Source organism: Nonomuraea sp. NPDC059007, from assembly GCF_042740555.1.
GTDB lineage: Bacteria > Actinomycetota > Actinomycetes > Streptosporangiales > Streptosporangiaceae > Nonomuraea.
In genome coordinates, this window is sequence record NZ_JBHYJD010000022.1 from 24,194 (window position 1) to 39,786 (window position 15,593).

Genomic DNA, 15,593 nt, shown 5'->3' on the forward strand with positions numbered 1-15,593 from the left:
AGAGCCGGTTCAGAGGGCGTGGATCTCGCCGACCGGCTTTCCGCCGCCGTAGACCGGGATCCGGGTGAAGGACTCCGCCCCCGACACGTCGCACCCCATCCGCGCCAGCACCGACACGGCGATCGCCGACGTGGCCCGCGGGCTGCCGTCGATGACCTTGACCGCGGCCGTGTGCCCCGACGGGAGCGCCGCGACCAGGACGCCCTCCGCGCCGCCCTTCACCACGGCTCCGGGCAGCGCGCGCATCAGGTCGGTGTTCTGGTGCCCGGTCCCGCCCACGTACTCGGGGTGCTCGCGCATCGCGTCGGCCACCTGCCGGGGCGCGGTGCCGGGCGCGGCCAGGACCAGGGCCCGCACCGCGCGGGCCAGCCCGGCCAGCGACATGCCGAACAGCGGCGCCCCGCACCCGTCCACGGCCACCGCCGTGGCCTTCTCCCCGGACAGCTCCTCGACGGCGGCGCGGACCGCGAGCTGGAGCGGGTGGCCGGGAGAGAGGTAGGAGGCGGTGTCCCAGCCGTTGGCCACCGAGGCGGCCAGCATGGCGGCGTGCTTGCCGGAGCAGTTCATGCGCTCGCGGGTCTTGGCGCCGCCCTCGCGGATCAGGCGCAGCCGGGTCGCCTCGTCCTCCGGCCAGTCCTCGGGACAGAGCAGGTCGGCGGGGCGCAGGCCGTACTCCTCGAGAAGCTCGGTGACGAGCCGCACGTGGAAGTCCTCGCCGGTGTGGCTGCCCGCGGCGATGGCCAGGCGCGCGCCCGGCAGGGCCGCGCCCGAGGTCAGGCAGGCCAGCGCCTGGAACGGCTTCGCCGAGGAACGCGGCAGCACCGGCGCGTCCACCGGCCCGAGCACGACCTCGGGACGGCCGTCGGGGCCGAGGCCGACGGCGCTGCCGTAGTGGACGCTTTCCACGAAGCCGGAGCGGACGACCTCGGCGAGTGCGGGAAAATCAGGCACGTGCGGAACTCCTTCGCTCCAGAACCCTGGCGAGCTTGGACAGGGAGGCGTTGACCACGAGGTAGATGAGCGCGATCACGATGTAGGTCTGGATGAGCAGGCCGTTGTAGGCGACGAGGACCTTGCCCGAGTAGAACAGCTCGCCGTAGCTGACGATGAAGCCGAGCGAGGTGTCCTTCAGCAGGCCGACGGACTGGCTGACGATGGACGGCAGGACGCGGCGGGCCGCCTGGGGCAGCACGATCATCCGCAGGGTCTGGCCGCGGGTGAGGCCGACGGCCAGGCCCGCCTCGGTCTGGCCGCGTTCGATGGACAGGATGCCGGCGCGGAAGATCTCGGCGAAGGCGGCGGCGTTGGAGACCGTGAGCGGGACCACGAGCTTCCAGAACAGCGGCAGGTCCAGGCCGTACTTGGGCAGCGCGAACAGCACGACGTAGACGAGGAGCAGCGCGGGGATGGTCCGCACGACCTCGATGTAGGCGGTGGCGGGCCCGCGCAGCCAGCGGCGTGAGGACAGCCTGCCGACCGCGAGCAGCAGTCCCAGCGCCATCGACAGGGCCGCCGCGACGACGGCCGAGAGCGCCGTCGACCACAGGCCGTCGAGCAGGTACCGCCACATGGGCCAGGTGGCGTACGGCTGCCAGCGTTCGGCCGCGAGCTGCCCGTTGGCGGCGAACTGGCGCACGGCCAGGGCGGCCAGCGCCAGCGTGGCCAGCACGCCGAGGACGGTGGCGATCCGGATCCGCCGCTTGGCGCGCGGTCCCGGCTCGTCGAACAGCACAGTGCTCATCGCACGATCACCAGCCGCCGCTCCAGCCGTCCGGTGACGAAGCCGACCGCCGCGGCGATGGCCGCGTAGGCGAGGCCGGAGCCCACGAAGATCGCGATGGGCTGGGCCTCCTGGAGGTTGACCCGCTTGGCCGCCTCGGTCAGGTCGACGACGCTGATCGCCCCGGCCAGCGCGGTGGACATGATGAGCTGGATGGTGAGGTTGCCGAGCGGTTGCACGACCGTGCGCAGCGCCTGGGGCAGGATGACCAGCCGCAGCGACTGGCCGAAGGTCAGCCCGAGCGCGCGGGCCGCCTCAGCCTGGCCCTTGGACACGGAGTTGACGCCGGACCGCAGCGCCTCGGCCATGTACGCGGCCTGGTAGACGGCGATCACCACGATCGCGGTCGCCATCGGCGGCCCCTGGATCCCGATCTCCGGCAGTCCGAAGAAGACCAGGACAAGAAGCACAAGCAACGGCAGATTCTGAAATGTCTCGACGTAGGCGGTGCCCAGCGCCCGCAACACGGGAACCGGGCTCACCCGCATCGCCGTGACCAGCACCCCGAGCACCGCCGCGCCGACGAACGACGCGACGGTGAGCTGGAGCGTCACGAGGAGGCCCTGCCACAACTCCGGCAGGTAGTCCAGGAGGACGGACATCAGGAACCCGGCACCGAGCCGATCGCCGGCGGCGCGGGGGCCTCACCCTTGACGACGGTGCCGAGGGAGTCCTTCCACGCCTGCTGCCAGACCCCGGCGTCCTGCATCTTCTTCAGCCAGTCGTTGACGAACTTCTTGAACTGCTCGTCGCCGTGCTTGAGGCCGATGCCGTAGGGGTCCTCGGTGAAGGGGTTGCCGATCACCTGGACGGTCGGGTCCTTCTGCGCGTTGGCCGCCAGCAGGGTCTCGTCCTGGACGTAGGCCACGCCCCGGTCCTGCTTGAGCGCCTGCATGCACTCGGGGTCGGAGCCGAACGTGATGATCTCGGCCTGCGGCGCCAGCTTCTTGATGGCCGCGATGGCCGGGGTGTTGGCGCCCGCGATGACCTTCTTGCCGTTGAGGTCCTCTGGCTTGGCGATGCCGGTGGTGCCCTTCTTGACCGCGATCGACAGCCCGGAGGTGTAGTACGGCCCGGCGAACGCGACCTGCTTGGCCCGCTCCGGCGTGATCGTGTACGTCTGGAAGACCACGTCCACGGTGCCGTTGCCGATCAGAGCCTCACGCGTCTCCGACGCCGAGTTGACGATCTTCACCTTGGGCTCGCCGATGATGTACTTGGCCAGCGCCTTGCCCATCGAGGCGTCGAAGCCCTCGACCTCGCCGTTGACCGGGTTCTGCTGCGACAGCAGCGGCGCGTCGAGGGAACCGCCGACGAGCAGCTCGCCGCGCTTCTTGATCTTGTCCATCGTCGAGCCGGGCACGATCGCGGCGGCGTCGGCGACGGGCGCCTTCGCGAGCAGGCCGCTCGCGGCGGGCTTGGCCTCCCCGGGTACGGCTGGGTTCGAGCCGCCACCGGTGCTGGAACACGCGGCCAGGCCGAGCAGCGACACGGCGACGACAGCGACCATCTTTCTCATGGACACCATCCCTTGCGTTAGTGAGTCAGTACTTTGGCCAGGAAGTCCCTGGCCCGGTCCGTCTGCGGGGAGTCGAAGAACGCCGCGGGAGCGCCCTGTTCGACGATCTGGCCGTCGGCCATGAACACCACACGGTCGGCGGCCTTGCGCGCGAAGCCCATCTCGTGGGTGACCACGACCATGGTCATCCCGTCGGCCGCCAGCCCGGTCATGACGTCGAGCACCTCGCCGACCATCTCGGGGTCGAGCGCCGAGGTGGGCTCGTCGAAGAGCATGACCTTGGGCCTCATGGCCAGCGCGCGGGCGATGGCCGCGCGCTGCTGCTGGCCGCCGGACAACTGGGCGGGCAGCTTGTCCGCCTGCGCGCCGATGCCGACGCGCTCCAGCAGCTCACGCGCGCTCTTCTCGGCCTCGGTACGGCCGGCGCCGCGCACCTTCACCGGAGCGAGCATGACGTTGTCCAGCACGCTCATATGCTGGAAGAGGTTGAAGGACTGGAACACCATCCCCACGTCGGCCCGCAGCTTCGCCAGCTCGCGGCCCTCCAGGGGCGCGGGCACGCCGTCGATGACGACCTCGCCCCGCTGGACGGTCTCCAGCCGGTTGAGGCAGCGGCACAGCGTCGACTTGCCGGACCCGGACGGGCCGACCACCACGACGACCTCGCCCCGCGCGACGTCGAGGTCGACGTCCCGCAGCACGTGGTGCTCGCCGAACCACTTGTTCAGCCCTCTTGCCCGAATCATCCAGCTACTTCCTTCGATATCGAAGATAGAGCGGACCGTAATAGATGATTTCATGCGAAGTCAACACGTTGTCGAACAAAGCCGAACCGTGGTATTCATCTCCACATGTCTGGCAAAGAGCGACTGCCGGTGACGGGGGCGCAGGGGGACCTGCTGCGGCTCGTCGCCACCGGGCAGGCCGAATCACGCGCGGAACTGGCGCGCCTGTCGGGCCTCGCGGCCTCCAGCGTGTCGCTGCGCGTGGAGGAACTGCGCGACGCCGGGCTGCTCGTCGAGGAGGGCTCGGGCACCTCGCGGGGCGGGCGCCGTCCCCGCCGGCTCAGGCTGTCGCCGAGCGCGGGCGTGCTCACCGTCGCCGACCTCGGGGCCCATCACGTACGGCTCGGCCTGCTCGACCTCAGTGGCACGCCGCTGGCCGTACAGGAGCGTGAAGCCGACATAACAGCTGGGCCGGAAGCGGTCCTCGACTGGCTGGCCGACGCCTTCGACGACCTCCTGGAGACGCACGCGCCGCCCGGAGTCCCGCTGCGCGGCGTCGGCACCGGCATCCCCGGCCCCGTCGACCCCGCGACGGGACGCGTGGTCGGCCCCTCGCGGATGCCCGGCTGGAACAACTTCCCCGTCGCCGACCACCTGCGCGCCCGCTACGACCTGCCCGTCCTGGTCGAGAACGACGCCAACCTCATGGCCGTCGGCGAGGCCCGCTCCTGGCCAGGCGCCGACAACCTCATGGTCCTCAAGGCCGGGACCGGCATCGGCTGCGGCGTCGTCGTCAACGGCCGCCTGCACCGCGGCAGGGGCGCCGCCGGTGACATCAGCCACGTCAGGGTCCGCACCGACTCCTCGATCGTCTGCGCCTGCGGCCACCGCGACTGCCTGGAGGCCTACGCCAGCGGCGCCGCGCTCCAGGCGGCCCTGGCCGAGGCGGGCATCGCCGTCGAGCGGCCCGCCGACATCGTCGGCCTGGTGGACGACGCGGTACCCGAGGCCACCAGCCTCGTCCGCACCGCCGGGCGCATGATCGGCGAGGTGCTCACCGTCCTGGTCAACTTCTTCAACCCCGACGTGATCGCCGTCGGCGGCAGCCTGGCCGCGGCCGAGCCGCTCATCGCCTCGATCAGGGCCGCCGTCTACGAGCGCTGCCTGCCGCTGGCCACCCGCGAACTGGAGATCGCCCCCGCCCGCGCCGGCCAGGACGCGGCGCTGCTGGGCGGTGGAGCGCTCCTGCTCGACGCCGTCCTCTAGCCGTCATCCGCCGTTCACCGGCCGTTCCCGCGCGAGCGCCACACTCCGCGCATGCGAACCCTCCTGCTCAGCCTCGCGCTGGTCGCCGTCAGCGCGGCGCCCGCGCTGGCCGCCGACCCGCCGCGGGCGACCCCGCTCGCCGAGACGCCGGCCCTCTTCGACGACGCGGCCGGCGGCAACGCCAACGGCGACGACCCCGCCATCTGGGTCAACAAGAAGAACTCCGCGCGCAGCCTGGTGATCGCCACCGCCAAGGAAGGCGGCCTCTACGTCTACGACCTCGACGGCAGGCAGCTCCAGCACATCGCCGCCCCGCCCGCGCCGGGCAAGGACGACGAGCCCGGCCGCTTCAACAACGTCGACCTCGTCTACGGCTTCCACGGCAGGGACCTGGCCGTCGTCTCCGACCGGGGCCGCGACCAGCTCCGCTTCTACGCCGTCGACCCGGTCACGCTGCGACTGGCCGACGTGAGCGACCCGGCGGCGCCGTACGTCTTCAACAAGGACCAGAAGGAGGTCAACGAGGCCCGCACCGCCTACGGCCTGGCCACCTGGCAGGACGGCGGCGGCGACTACGCGCTGGTCAGCCGCCGCCACCAGACCCGGATCGGGCTGGCCAGGCTGACCGAGCGCCGCGGCAAGGTGAGCTACAGGCTGGTGCGCACCCTCGACCTGCCCCGCGCGTTCGAGCTGCCCGACGGCTCCCGCTGGCGGCCGTGCGGCGAGCCCGGCGAGCTGGCCCAGGTCGAGGGCATGGTCGTCGACCGCGGCCGGGACGTGCTCTACGCCGCGCAGGAGGACGTCGGCATCTGGCGGCTGCCCGCCGACCTGTCCGGCGAGCCCGTCCTGGTCGACAAGGTCAAGGAGTACGGCCGGCAGGACACCTACGACCCCAAGACCGAGGAGTGCCTGCCCGGCGAGGACCGCGGCCACGGCGGCGAGCACCTGGCCGCCGACGCCGAGGGCCTGACCATCTGGTACGGCAAGGGCGGCGCCGGCTACCTGCTGGCCTCCAGCCAGGGCGACAACACCTTCGCCGCCTACCGCCGCGAGGGCCGCAACGCCTACCTCGGCTCGTTCCGGGTCGGAACCGGCCGGGGCATCGACGCCACCGAGCACAGCGACGGCGCGATGGTGGTCGGCGAGCCGCTCGGCCGGTTCCGCGAGGGCCTGCTGGTCGTCCACGACGGGCAGAACACCCCGGCGGACGGCGAGCGGGAGAACACCAACTTCAAGTTCGTCCCCTGGGACGCGCGGCTAGTCCGCTAGCTTCTCGAAGAAGAACTCGTGCTTGAGGAACGACGTGTCGTACTCGTGCCCGGGATAGGGCGGGATGAGCTGGGAGGCCTGGAACAGCCGCCAGCCGTCCCGCAGGGCCGCCACCCCGCTGTCGTAGGGCGGCTCGTCGCCGTCGCCCGTCGTCGGGGTGGTGCGCCCGGTGCCGTCGTAGGACGCCCAGCCGACCACGGGCGCGTCCAGGGCCGAGGTGGCCAGGTACAGAACCAGAACCTGCTGCTTCACGCGATCCTCCGGGGGCGGTTGCTGACACGGGTGGCCCAGTGGTCGACGTCGAATCCGTCGAAGCCGGTCATCGCACGCCACATCGCGACCCGGTTGTAGACCTCCAGCCGGCCCGTCGCGGGCTCGTACCAGGGGAAGCGGGTGGACAACTCCGCCGGCACGGCCGGGTCGTCCAGGTCGGCGGTGTCCCACAGGCGCACCTGCCGCACGGTGGGATTGAAGCGGATCTTGAACATGTAACGCCGCTCGTCGCTGTCGTTGCGCCGCCCGCCGTGCCAGATGCCGTGGTGCAGCAGCAGCACGGTGCCCGCCGGGCAGGTCAGCCTGATCTGGCCGCGCAGGTTCTGGTAGCGGCCGGTGTCGCTCTCGTTGGTCCGCCGCAGGTGGCTGCCGGGCACCAGCAGCGTGCCGCCCATGGCCGCGCTCACCTCGTGCGGGAAGTACATGAGCTGCACGTCGAAAGCGTCGGTACGGGTGTCGATGATGGCGTCGCCGTGCAGCGGCTGGGCGCTGCCGCCCTGGGGTTCGCGCACGTGCACGGCGTGGTGGTCGACGGTGGGGTCGGGCCCGACCAGGCTGCGCAGCGCGCCGGCCACCCGGGGGACCTCGACCAGGCGGCGGGCGAACGAGCCCTCGGGGAAGGCCAGCGGCAGCGGCGTGCCGTACGGGACCGGGGGGATGCCCGCGGAGAGCACGCCGATCGCCTCCGCGTTGAGCTCCTCCGGCACCGCGGAGTCCAGCCTCAGGAACCCCTGGGCCACGAACCGCGCCACCTCCACCGAGGTGAGAAGAGTGGTTTCCATGCGTCAACCGTAGGATCACAGGCCCTGCTCGTTCGTGGGTCTGGCTCACCATTACTGGTAGATTCTCACCATGGACCGTGTGACCCCCCACCTCGGCGCGCCGCCCGAGGTGGCCAACGCGGGGGTGGGCGTGCACGGGGTTGGCCGCCGCCGCGACATCTTCCGCCTGCGCGGCCTGTGGCAGCTGCACCTGTACTCCTACTCCGCCCGGCTGACCGTCGGCGGCCGCACCCACGAGATCCGGCCGGGCCGGGTGAGCCTGATCCCGCCCGGCGAGCTCGTCCAGTACTTCTACGAGGGCCGCTCCGAGCACCTCTACGCCCACCTGCGCCTGCCCGAGGAGGGCGCGCCGGTGACGGTGCCGCTGATGCAGGACGCCGGCGCCGACACCCCGTTCCTGCGCGACCTGCTGCGCCAGGCGATCACCGCCGCTCCCGCGACGCCCGCGATGGCCGCCGCCGCGGCCTGGACGGTGCTGTGGCGGGTGGCCCGTCTGGCCGAGTCGGAGGGCCCGCACGCCGCGGTGCGGCTGGCCATCGCGCACATCGAGTCACACCTGGCCCAGCCGCTGACCGTGCCCGAGGTGGCGGGCGCCGCCGGCATCTCGCACAACCACCTGACCCGGCTGTTCCGCGCCGAGACCGGCGACACCGTCGTCGCCTACATCCGGCGCCGCCGCCTGGAGCAGGCCCGCCACCTGCTGCGCGAGACCACGCTGCCGATCCCGGCGGTGGCCGCCGCCGTGGGCCTGGCCGACCTGCAGGCCTTCAACAAGGCCTGCCGCCGCGAACTCGGCGCCGCCCCCCGCGCCATCCGCCAGTCGGGCTGACACCTCCCTGCGGGGGCGTCTCCCTGTGGGGGCGTCTTCCTGTGGGGGCGTCTTCCTGTGGGCGCGCGTCCCTGCGTGGGTGCGTCCCTGAGCGGTGCGTCCTAGGGCGGCGCGTCCCTGAGCGGTGCGTCCCTGAGCGGTGCGTTCTAGAGCGGTGCGTACGGCCGGCGCGGGTCCGGCCCGATCGCGCCGTCGAGTCGGGCCAGCAGGTCCGCGACCAGGCCGGGCCGCGAGGCCGCGAGGTCGCGCCGCTCGCCCGGATCCTCCCGCAGGTCGTACAGCTCCACCCGCCCGCCCGGCCCCGCCCCCGCGATGCCCGGCGCGAACCTGACCACCTTCCACCGCCCCCGCCGGATCGCCTGGATCTTGCGCGGCCGGTTCCAGATCAGCTGCCGCCGCTTCGGCACCCCCGCCCCGGTCAGCGCGCCGCGCAGCGACACCCCGTCCAGCCCCTCGGGCACCGGCATCCCGGCGAGGTGGGCCAGCGTCGGCAGCACGTCCCAGAACGCCACCGGCCGCCGCTCCACCCGCGCCTTCACCCCCGGCGACCAGGCGATCATCGGCACCCGGATGCCGCCTTCGTACAGGTCGCGCTTGTCGCCGCGGAAGGGACCGTTGGAGTCGAACAGCGCGGGCGTCACGCCCTTCTCGCTGTGCGGCCCGTTGTCGCTGGTGAACAGCACCACCGTGCGCTCGGCCTGCCCGCTGTCGCGCAGCGCCCGCACCAGGGCGGCCACGTCCGCGTCCAGCCGGCCGACCTGCGCCGCGTGCCGCCGGTTCGGGCCGGTCCACGGCCGGTCCTCGTACGGCCCCGCGTCGCCGCCGGGCACCACGCTCGGGGAGTGCGGCAGCGTGGTCGGGAAGTAGAGCAGGAACGGCCGCTCGCGCTCCTTCTTGATGAAGCGCACGGCCCGCTCCCTGAACAGGTCGGGCGCGTAGGAACGTCCGTTCAAGGGCACGGTGCGGTCGTTGTGCCAGAGCCGCTGCGGGTAGTAGCGGTGCGCGGCTCGGTGCCCGATGAAGCCGAAGAACTCCCCGAAACCCCGCTCGTTGGGGTGCGAGGGCTGGCCGGGCTGGTCGGGGCCGAAACCCCACTTGCCGATGCACGCGGTGTCGTACCCGGCCAGCTGCATCACCCCGCCGAACGTCAGGTCGGCGTCGGTGAGCGAGCGCTGGGGGCCGCCCTCCGGGTTCTCCCTGACCGTTCCGTGCCCGGCGTGCAGCCCGGTGAGCAGCGCGCAGCGCGAGGGCGCGCACAGGGGCGCGCCCGAGTAGGCCGCCTCGAAGCGCACGCCCTCGGCCGCCAGCCGGTCCAGGTGCGGGGTCGTGATCGTGCGCTGCCCCTGGAAGCCGACCTCGCCCCAGCCCAGGTCGTCGGCGAGGACCACCACCACGTTCGGCCGCGCGGGCGGTCCTGCGCTCGCGTGAGTGGCCGGGCCGCCCAGGAAGGGGGCGGCCATGGCGCCGGTGAGCAGGGTGCGGCGAGAGGGCCCGGAGATCATGTCGCACACCTTGGAGGCCGTGGGGGAACGCCGGGCCAACGACCCGTGAACCACGGGCGAACTCACAGGTAGCGCCACCGGCGGCAGATCTCCCAGAGCTTCTCGGGAACCTCGTCCGGCGCCGGCAGCGGCCGTCCCTCCACCACGCTGCCGGTGCGGACCTTGTCCCGCCAGTCGCCGATGCCCTTGACGAAACCGCCGTGGTCGCGCGAGCCGTACTCCAGCATGGCGGGCTCCCAGGTGACCTCCAGGAAGTCGCAGACCCTGCGCAGCACCGGGCCCGGCTCGGCGACCAGGTCCTCGTAGGTGACGGTCAGACCGGGCAGGTGCTCGCGGGCCTCCTGCAGGTAGACCATGTAGTTGAGGGTACGGCTGACCGCCTCGTCCATCGGCCGGTTGTCCGGGTCGGCCTCGTGCCAGGACTGCGCGATCGACATCGGGTGGCGCAGCAGGAACAGGAAGCGGGCGTCCGGCCAGCAGGTGGCGATGCGCCGCCAGGCGAAGACGTTGCTCGGCGTCTTCTCCACCATGATCCGCTTGCCGCTGCGGGCCAGCTCCCGGTGCAGGAGGCGGTCCCAGATCAGGTGCTCCACGTCGCTGTGGGTGTGGCCGAGGGCGGCCACGGCCTGCCGTACCGGATCGGTGGGGAAGCCGGCCGTCACGCGGCGGAAGTGCGTCTCGATCGGGGAGTGGATCAGCGAGTGGCTGTTGAGCAGGACCCGCAGCAGCGTCGAGCCCGAGCGAACCGACGAGAACAGGAAGACCGGAGCCCGCAGCAGCCGGTCGTGCGCCGGGTCGGCGGGGCCCCTGACCTCGTCGTCCGGCAGCCGTACCAGCGCGGGGTGCGGCTTCGGCGGGGGCACCGGGCGGGGCACGCGGGTGGCCCGCGAGAGCGTGTACCCGGTGAGGCCTTCGAGCGTGGCGTTCGCTCGGTACTTCCAGTTCATGCCCGGCACCGTAGAGGGAGCCGGTTAACCACGCGTTAACCCCGGCTGAGAACGTGTTCGGCTTGCCGCCATTCACCACTTTTCCTGACATGCCGCGCTTTGGGGGGAAAGGCGCGCACACTGGGCGGCATAGCACCGTCGAGGGGGCTGGTGGACATGCGGACCTGGGGTGGGTCCGGGCGGGGATCCGGTCATCTGTGGGTCGTGGCGATGTGGGGGCTGATCTGGTTGCTGGACACGGCGGAGTTCCTCCGGCACATCTAGCGGGGCAGGAACGCGAGGAGCGCGACCAGGACGACGGCGGCGGGTATCCCCCAGGCCAGAGCCTCGGGGACGGCCGCGGCCGTCGCCTGCGGGCTGCTCCCGAGCCCGCGGGTGAGCAGGGCGCCGAAGACGGCCACGCCGAGCGAGAGGCCGAGGCCGCGCGCGGTCATCGTGGCCGAGGTGGTGGCGGCCAGGTCGGCGGGGGCCGCGGCGTTCTGCGCGACGACCACCAGGTTCTGCATCAGCAGCCCGAACCCGGCGCCGAGCACGCCGAGCGTGACGGCCAGCAGCGCATAGGGCGTGCCGGGTTCCATCCGGCTCAGCAGGACGAACCCCAGGACCACGATCAACGCCCCGGCCAGCAGGAACGGCTTGAACCGGGTCCCCACCCGGGCGCCCGCCACGAACGACACCGCCGTGAACGTCAGGACGTACGGCGTGAGCGCCAGCCCCGCCGCGGTCGCGCCCATCCCGTAGGCGGCCTGCACGAACGTGGGCAGGTAGACGAGCGAGCCGCCGAGCAGCGCGCCGAGCAGGGCGGTGGCGGGCAGGACCACGCGCAGCGCCGGGACGGCGAACAGCCGGGGAGGCAGTATCGGGTCGGGCGCGCGGCGCCGCCACCACACCGACACCGTCAGCAGTACCGCGAAGGCCGCCCCCGCGCCCGCGGGCGACTCGGTCACCAGCAGCAGGCTGACGGCGGTGCCCGCGATCAGCAGCGCTCCGGCGAGGTCGAGCCTGCCCGCGGCATCCGGCTTGGGCAGGCGCAGCGCGTACCCGGTCAGGGCCATGGCGACTGCGGCGAGCGGCAGGTTGACGTAGAAGATCCAGCGCCAGCCCGCGGCGTCGGTGATCAGGCCGCCCGCCAGCGGGCCGCCCACGCTGGCCAGGGCGAACACGCCGCCGGTGAAGCCCTGGACGCGGCTGCGCAGGTGACGTGGATACAGCTCGGACAGGGCCACCGCCGGGATCACGAACAACGCGCCTGCCCCGACGCCCTGGAGCGTCCTGGCCGCTATCAGCTGGGGCGTCGTCTGGGCCAGGCCGGACAGCACGGAACCGGCGGCGAAGACGGCCAGCGCGACCAGGAACACCGTGCGCCGGCCGAAGCGGTCGCTGACGCGGCCGTAGAGGGCGCCGGTCGCGGTCGAGGCCAGGACGTAGGAGGTGACGATCCAGCCGATCGTGTCCATGCCGCCCAGGTCCGCGGTGATGGCGGGCAGCGCTATGGCCACCACGGTCTGGTCCAGGACCGAGAGCAGCATGCCCAGGAGCAGGCCGGCGGTGGCCAGCGGGACGTTGCCCGCCTTCCGGGTCAGGGATACGGACATCGCGCTCAGCCCTTCGGGGCCGCGAACGCGGGCAGGCCGAAGTCGGCGCTCAACAGGTCCTGGTCGATGGCCGCGCCGGCGACGGTTCCGCTCGCCGCCGCGGCTATGACCGCCGCCAGCGGGACCGGGACGGTGGCCCTGCGCGCCGTGTCGCCCGCCGCGTAGACGCCCGGGACGCTGGTCCGGCCGAACTCGTTCACCTCCACGCAGCCGTCGGTGAACGTGGCGCAGCCCAGCAGGGCGGCCAGGTCCGTCTCGTGCCTGCGCGCCACGTTGACGACGAACACCGCCTGCCTGGGTAGCGGCGGGCCGTCCTCGAACACGATCCGCTCCAGCTGACCTCCCGTCGCCTCCAGGCGGGCGATGCGCTCGTCCCGCACGGTGACGCCGTGGGCCAGGAGCTTCGCCCGCGAGGCCGGGTCGAGTGGTTCCCGGCCGGTGCACAGGGCCACGTCGGCGAAGCGGCTCAGTTGCAGCGCCAGCCGTACCCGGGCGGGGGAGGCCCCGATCACCGCGACCGGCCGGCCCGTGACCTCCCACCCGTGGCAGTACGGGCAGTGGAAGGCCGATCGCCCCCACAGCGCCTCGGCGCCGGGCGGGCCGGGAAGGTCGTCGGACAGGCCGGTCGCCAGCAGGAGCCGGCGCGCGCCCGCCGTTCCCCCGCCGGACAACTCCACCCGGAAGCCGGGACGGACGTCGATGACCGTCTCCTCCCGGATCTCGACCGACGGGTAGGCGGACAGTTCCTCGCGGGCGAGCTCGCGCAACGCGGCCGGCGGCGTGCCGTCCCTGGTCAGGAAGTTGTGGACGGCCTCGGCCGGGGCGTTGCGGCCGTGCCCGGCGTCGAGCAGGAGCACGCGGCGGTGCGCCCGCCCGAGGGTGAGGGCGGCGGCCAGCCCGGCCGGCCCGCCGCCGATGATGACGACGTCGTTGGTTGACATGCGGGAAAGTCTGCAAGTTAATGTCAACATGAAGTCAAGCGAGGACATGCGCATCGGGGAACTGGCCGACCGCTTCGGTCTCGGGACGCACGTCCTGCGGCACTGGGAGGCGATGGGCCTGCTGACCCCGGCCGCCCGCGTGAACGGCCGCCGTCGCTACACCCGTGACCACGTCATCCGCGTCATGACGATCATCCGCGCCAAGGGCGGCGGCATGAGCCTCGACCAGATCGGCGAGGTCCTGTCGGCCACCGGCCGAGCCGAACGCCGGACGCTGCTCCAGCGGCACCACGCGGACCTGGAGCGGCGGCTCGCGGAGATCACGACGTCCAAGCGGCTGATCGAACACCTCATGGAATGCGGCGCGGAGGACTTCACCCAATGCCCGGACTACCGGCGCATGGTGGAAACCGCGGTCGGCCTCTCCGACTGCGTGGGCAATTCTTGAACGTGCCGGGGTACGGCGAGCAGGTCCATGGGGGCACACTCCTGGCCATGCAGACTCTCCAGCTCACCCAGGCCCCCGCCGCGTACGCGTGCATGATCGTCCGCGCGCCCGCCGAGACGGCGTTCCGGGCCTTCGCCGACCCGGCCGTCACCACGCGGCTGTGGTACTCCAAGAGCAGCGGCCCCATGCTTCCGGGGGCGGAGTTGCGCTGGGAGTGGGAGACGTACGGCGCGAGCGTCCAGGTCTGGGTCAAGGCGGTGCAGGAGGGGAGCCTGATCCGGTTCGAGTGGGGCAACTACGAGCAGCCGACCACGGTGGAGATGCGCTTCACCCCACTCGCCGACGGCACGTTCGTCGAGGTCACCGAGACCGGTTTCCAGGGCTCTGGCGATGACACCATCCAGTGGGTCAACGACACCGTCGGCGGCTTCACCACGGTGTTGTGCGCGCTGAAGGCCCTGCTGGAGCACGGCATCGAACTCAACGCCGTCTCCGACCACCACCCGGCTCCGCCCTGATCCGTTGTTACATGCGTACATGAATATATAATGCGGGGGCCACCGAGAGGGGACACGATGACGCACCCCGGCCCCCCGCCCCACGGCCACGGACACGGTCACGCCCGGTCGAAGCTGGGCAGCCTCCTCAAACCCCACAGCCACGACACCGCCGGCAGAACCGACGCGGCTCTGGAGTCCAGCAGCCGTGGCATGCGGGTGCTGGCCATCTCCTTCGCGGTCCTCATGGTCACCGCAATCATCCAGGCCGTCATCGTCGCGCTGTCGGGTTCTGTGGCCCTGCTCGGCGACACCCTGCACAACTTCGCCGACGCCCTGACCGCCGTCCCGCTGGCGATCGCGTTCTCCCTGGGCCGCCGCGCCGCCACCCGCCGCTTCACCTACGGGTACGGCCGCGCCGAGGACCTGGCCGGCATCATCATCGTCACCCTGATCGCCGCCTCAGCCGCACTGGCCGCCTATGAGGCCATCAAACGCCTGATCACCCCCGAAGACATCCGCGCCCTGGGCCTGGTGGCCGCCGCCGGCATCGTGGGCTTCATCGGCAACGAGTGGGTGGCCCGCTACCGCATCAGGGTGGGCCGCGAAATCGGCTCGGCCGCGCTGGTGGCCGACGGCCTGCACGCCCGTACCGACGGCTTCACCTCCCTGGCCGTCCTGCTGAGCGCGGGAGGCGCCGCCCTGGGCTTCCCCCTGGCCGACCCGATCGTCGGCCTGCTCATCACGGTCGCGATCTGCTTCGTCCTGCGCGACGCCGCCAGGGAGATCTACCACCGCCTGATGGACGCCGTGGACCCCGCCCTCATCACCCAGGCCGAGCAGATCCTGACCGCGGTACCCGGCGTGAAAGGCGTGGGCGCGGTCCGCCTGCGCTGGATCGGCCACACGCTACGCGCCGAGGTGGACATCAGGGTCAGCCACGACCTGACCCTGATCGAAGCCCACGCGGTGGCGGTGGAGGCCGAACACCGCCTCATCCACGACCTGCCCCGCCTGAGGGCCGCAACGGTCCACGCCGACCCCGACGGCCCACCCGACACCGACCACCACGCGCCCTTGCTCACCCACCGGTGAAAGCGCTCAGCCGAGCCTTGTCCCGCAGGGCTGGCCTGACCGGAAAATGCTGGTGGACGATACTGGGATTGAACCAGTGACCTCTTCCGTGTCAGGGAAGCGCTCTCCCGCTGAGCTAATCGTCC

17 protein-coding genes and 1 tRNA gene are annotated in these 15,593 nt (G+C 72.1%); 6 read left to right on the top strand and 12 right to left on the bottom strand.

From position 1 onward, the window contains the following. Nucleotides 1-9: 9 nt before the first annotated feature. The 5 genes from ACFWY5_RS31715 to ACFWY5_RS31735 are packed head-to-tail and all read right to left on the bottom strand — an operon-like array spanning nt 10 to nt 4,045. A complete protein-coding gene (locus ACFWY5_RS31715; RefSeq protein WP_379636308.1) occupies nt 10-951 on the bottom strand; it encodes an asparaginase in 942 nt (313 codons plus the stop codon). Continuing rightward, nucleotides 944-1,741, bottom strand: coding sequence for an amino acid ABC transporter permease (locus tag ACFWY5_RS31720; protein WP_379617210.1), 798 nt, complete (start codon nt 1,739-1,741; stop codon nt 944-946). The genes ACFWY5_RS31715 and ACFWY5_RS31720 overlap by 8 nt, the downstream gene beginning before the upstream one ends. Continuing rightward, nucleotides 1,738-2,382: an amino acid ABC transporter permease gene (locus ACFWY5_RS31725; RefSeq protein WP_379617212.1), complete on the bottom strand. Its 645-nt coding sequence runs from the start codon at nt 2,380-2,382 to the stop codon at nt 1,738-1,740. The genes ACFWY5_RS31720 and ACFWY5_RS31725 overlap by 4 nt, the downstream gene beginning before the upstream one ends. Then, nucleotides 2,382-3,299 carry a glutamate ABC transporter substrate-binding protein gene (locus tag ACFWY5_RS31730; protein WP_379617214.1) on the bottom strand — a complete coding sequence of 306 codons (918 nt, stop codon included), beginning with the start codon at nt 3,297-3,299 and terminating at the stop codon, nt 2,382-2,384. The genes ACFWY5_RS31725 and ACFWY5_RS31730 overlap by 1 nt, the downstream gene beginning before the upstream one ends. Nucleotides 3,300-3,316: 17 nt before the next feature. Then, on the bottom strand, nt 3,317-4,045 hold the full coding sequence (locus ACFWY5_RS31735; protein WP_379636309.1) for an amino acid ABC transporter ATP-binding protein: 729 nt from the start codon (nt 4,043-4,045) through the stop codon (nt 3,317-3,319). Between the two features lie 105 nt (nt 4,046-4,150). Between ACFWY5_RS31735 and ACFWY5_RS31740 the strand changes: the two genes are divergently transcribed. Further along, nucleotides 4,151-5,290 (top strand): ROK family transcriptional regulator, encoded by a 1,140-nt coding sequence (locus ACFWY5_RS31740; protein WP_379617218.1) that lies wholly within the window; start codon nt 4,151-4,153, stop codon nt 5,288-5,290. Nucleotides 5,291-5,341: 51 nt separating this feature from the next. Beyond that, a complete protein-coding gene (locus ACFWY5_RS31745) occupies nt 5,342-6,559 on the top strand; it encodes a phytase (protein WP_379636310.1) in 1,218 nt (405 codons plus the stop codon). On the opposite strand, the gene ACFWY5_RS31750 is transcribed toward ACFWY5_RS31745, so the two are convergent. Both ACFWY5_RS31750 and ACFWY5_RS31755 read right to left on the bottom strand, forming a co-directional pair. After that, nucleotides 6,548-6,811, bottom strand: a complete 264-nt coding sequence (locus ACFWY5_RS31750; RefSeq protein ID WP_184962033.1) for a hypothetical protein — start codon at nt 6,809-6,811, stop codon at nt 6,548-6,550. The genes ACFWY5_RS31745 and ACFWY5_RS31750 overlap by 12 nt on opposite strands. Continuing rightward, nucleotides 6,808-7,614, bottom strand: coding sequence for a phytanoyl-CoA dioxygenase family protein (locus ACFWY5_RS31755; RefSeq protein ID WP_379617221.1), 807 nt, complete (start codon nt 7,612-7,614; stop codon nt 6,808-6,810). Before ACFWY5_RS31755 ends, ACFWY5_RS31750 begins: the two co-directional genes overlap by 4 nt. A gap of 70 nt (nt 7,615-7,684) precedes the next feature. On the opposite strand from ACFWY5_RS31755, the gene ACFWY5_RS31760 reads away from it, so the two are divergent. Next, nucleotides 7,685-8,443 (top strand): helix-turn-helix domain-containing protein, encoded by a 759-nt coding sequence (locus tag ACFWY5_RS31760; RefSeq protein WP_379617223.1) that lies wholly within the window; start codon nt 7,685-7,687, stop codon nt 8,441-8,443. A 146-nt stretch (nt 8,444-8,589) separates the two neighbouring features. Here the strand turns inward: ACFWY5_RS31760 and ACFWY5_RS31765 are convergent, their stop codons facing one another. The 4 genes from ACFWY5_RS31765 to ACFWY5_RS31780 form a co-directional block, all read right to left on the bottom strand. Further along, nucleotides 8,590-9,945, bottom strand: a complete 1,356-nt coding sequence (locus ACFWY5_RS31765) for an arylsulfatase (protein WP_379636311.1) — start codon at nt 9,943-9,945, stop codon at nt 8,590-8,592. Nucleotides 9,946-10,007: 62 nt separating this feature from the next. Then, complete coding sequence (locus ACFWY5_RS31770) at nt 10,008-10,892, bottom strand: sulfotransferase family protein (RefSeq protein WP_379636312.1); 885 nt, start codon at nt 10,890-10,892, stop codon at nt 10,008-10,010. A gap of 260 nt (nt 10,893-11,152) precedes the next feature. Further along, a complete protein-coding gene (locus ACFWY5_RS31775) occupies nt 11,153-12,487 on the bottom strand; it encodes an MFS transporter (protein ID WP_379636313.1) in 1,335 nt (444 codons plus the stop codon). A gap of 5 nt (nt 12,488-12,492) precedes the next feature. Next, the gene (locus ACFWY5_RS31780) at nt 12,493-13,428 is read right to left on the bottom strand and encodes an NAD(P)/FAD-dependent oxidoreductase (RefSeq protein WP_379636314.1); all 936 of its coding nucleotides are present in this window, start codon (nt 13,426-13,428) and stop codon (nt 12,493-12,495) included. A 28-nt stretch (nt 13,429-13,456) separates the two neighbouring features. Here ACFWY5_RS31780 and ACFWY5_RS31785 point away from each other — a divergent pair, with 28 nt between their 5' ends. The 3 genes from ACFWY5_RS31785 to ACFWY5_RS31795 are packed head-to-tail and all read left to right on the top strand — an operon-like array spanning nt 13,457 to nt 15,468. After that, entirely contained in the window at nt 13,457-13,876 is a 420-nt protein-coding gene (locus ACFWY5_RS31785) for a MerR family transcriptional regulator (protein WP_379617233.1), read from the top strand. 47 nt (nt 13,877-13,923) lie between these two features. Further along, the gene (locus ACFWY5_RS31790) at nt 13,924-14,394 is read left to right on the top strand and encodes an SRPBCC family protein (RefSeq protein WP_379617235.1); all 471 of its coding nucleotides are present in this window, start codon (nt 13,924-13,926) and stop codon (nt 14,392-14,394) included. 57 nt (nt 14,395-14,451) lie between these two features. Further along, on the top strand, nt 14,452-15,468 hold the full coding sequence (locus ACFWY5_RS31795; RefSeq protein ID WP_379636315.1) for a cation diffusion facilitator family transporter: 1,017 nt from the start codon (nt 14,452-14,454) through the stop codon (nt 15,466-15,468). Between the two features lie 50 nt (nt 15,469-15,518). On the opposite strand, the gene ACFWY5_RS31800 is transcribed toward ACFWY5_RS31795, so the two are convergent. Next, nucleotides 15,519-15,593, bottom strand: a tRNA-Val gene (locus ACFWY5_RS31800).